The sequence below is a fragment of the Bradyrhizobium sp. NBAIM14 genome, from assembly GCF_020193895.1.
In the GTDB taxonomy this organism is placed as follows: domain Bacteria; phylum Pseudomonadota; class Alphaproteobacteria; order Rhizobiales; family Xanthobacteraceae; genus Bradyrhizobium; species Bradyrhizobium yuanmingense.
The window spans coordinates 1-360 of record NZ_JADYVQ010000121.1 but is presented as its reverse complement, the minus strand read 5'-3'; the positions used below and the strand labels follow the sequence as shown (position 1 = coordinate 360).

General features: G+C 59.2%; 1 pseudogene. It reads right to left on the bottom strand.

The features are described 5' to 3' along the window. Nucleotides 1–233 (bottom strand): annotated as a pseudogene (locus I6F28_RS37300) (DUF3141 domain-containing protein); the annotation flags it as partial. Between the last annotated feature and the right edge of the window lie 127 nt (nt 234–360).

Sequence of the window (360 nt, the reverse complement as noted above, 5' to 3'; positions counted from 1 at the left end):
ACGATGGGTCCTGTCAAGTCAGGGTTTGTTGCGGCGAGAACGAGGGTCGCCCAGCCTGCTTGGCAGTTGCCGATAATGGCCGGCAGAGGCGCGCGCGGATGCCGGCGGATCACTTCTCGAACAAACGTCGCTTCCGCATAGGCCACATCAGAGAGTTGCTGATCCTGCTCTGGCTCGCGACGGAAGCTCACCAGATAAACTGGATGACCTTCGCGCAATGCGACGCCGAGCTGTATAGCGCGACAATCTGGGTGGGAAGCGCACGACAATCAGGATGGCGAGTCGGTGTCGCGGCGAGGTGATGATTGCCGCGTTAATTGTCGCGCGCAAGAGTTTTTTGAACTCTGATTGTCGCGGAGC